1 pseudogene is annotated in these 427 nt (G+C 46.8%); it reads right to left on the bottom strand.

The window, feature by feature from the left end:
- Positions 1-427, bottom strand: a pseudogene (locus AB4512_RS21470) (sensor histidine kinase); the annotation flags it as partial.

Raw genomic sequence — 427 nt, 5'->3', positions numbered from 1 at the left:
GGTTGGTTGATTTCGTGGTTAATGCTGGCTGACAGCTCGCCGAGTACCGCTAATTTCGCGGTTTGTGTCAGCTCTTGTTCTGTCTGTTTCAACTTCGACTGCGACTCTTGGTATTGAAAAAGGGTTTGTTGCAGCTGCTGATTGGATTGCTTCAAGTAGTGAGTGCGTTTATCAACGGTTTGCTCTAGGTTTTGGTTGAGTCGGGTCAACGCCACTTTCGCGAGATAAGTCTGGCGCCACGACCAAGCGATGAGCATCACCAAGCTGTAAATCACCACGAAGATGACATCGATCTGCAAGATTTTAATAAGTTCAGCTCTGGTCTCTTTTAGGGCAACAACTTGGTACTGATTGTTGCTGATGGTAGCGGGGTAAAGATTAAATGCACCAAGCTTGAATAACTGGTTGGCGGTGAGCTCTTTTCGGA

The organism is Vibrio sp. 10N.222.52.B7 (assembly GCF_041474275.1).
Classification (GTDB): Bacteria; Pseudomonadota; Gammaproteobacteria; order Enterobacterales; family Vibrionaceae; genus Vibrio; species Vibrio crassostreae_C.
This window is presented reverse-complemented; position numbering and strand designations above follow the sequence as displayed.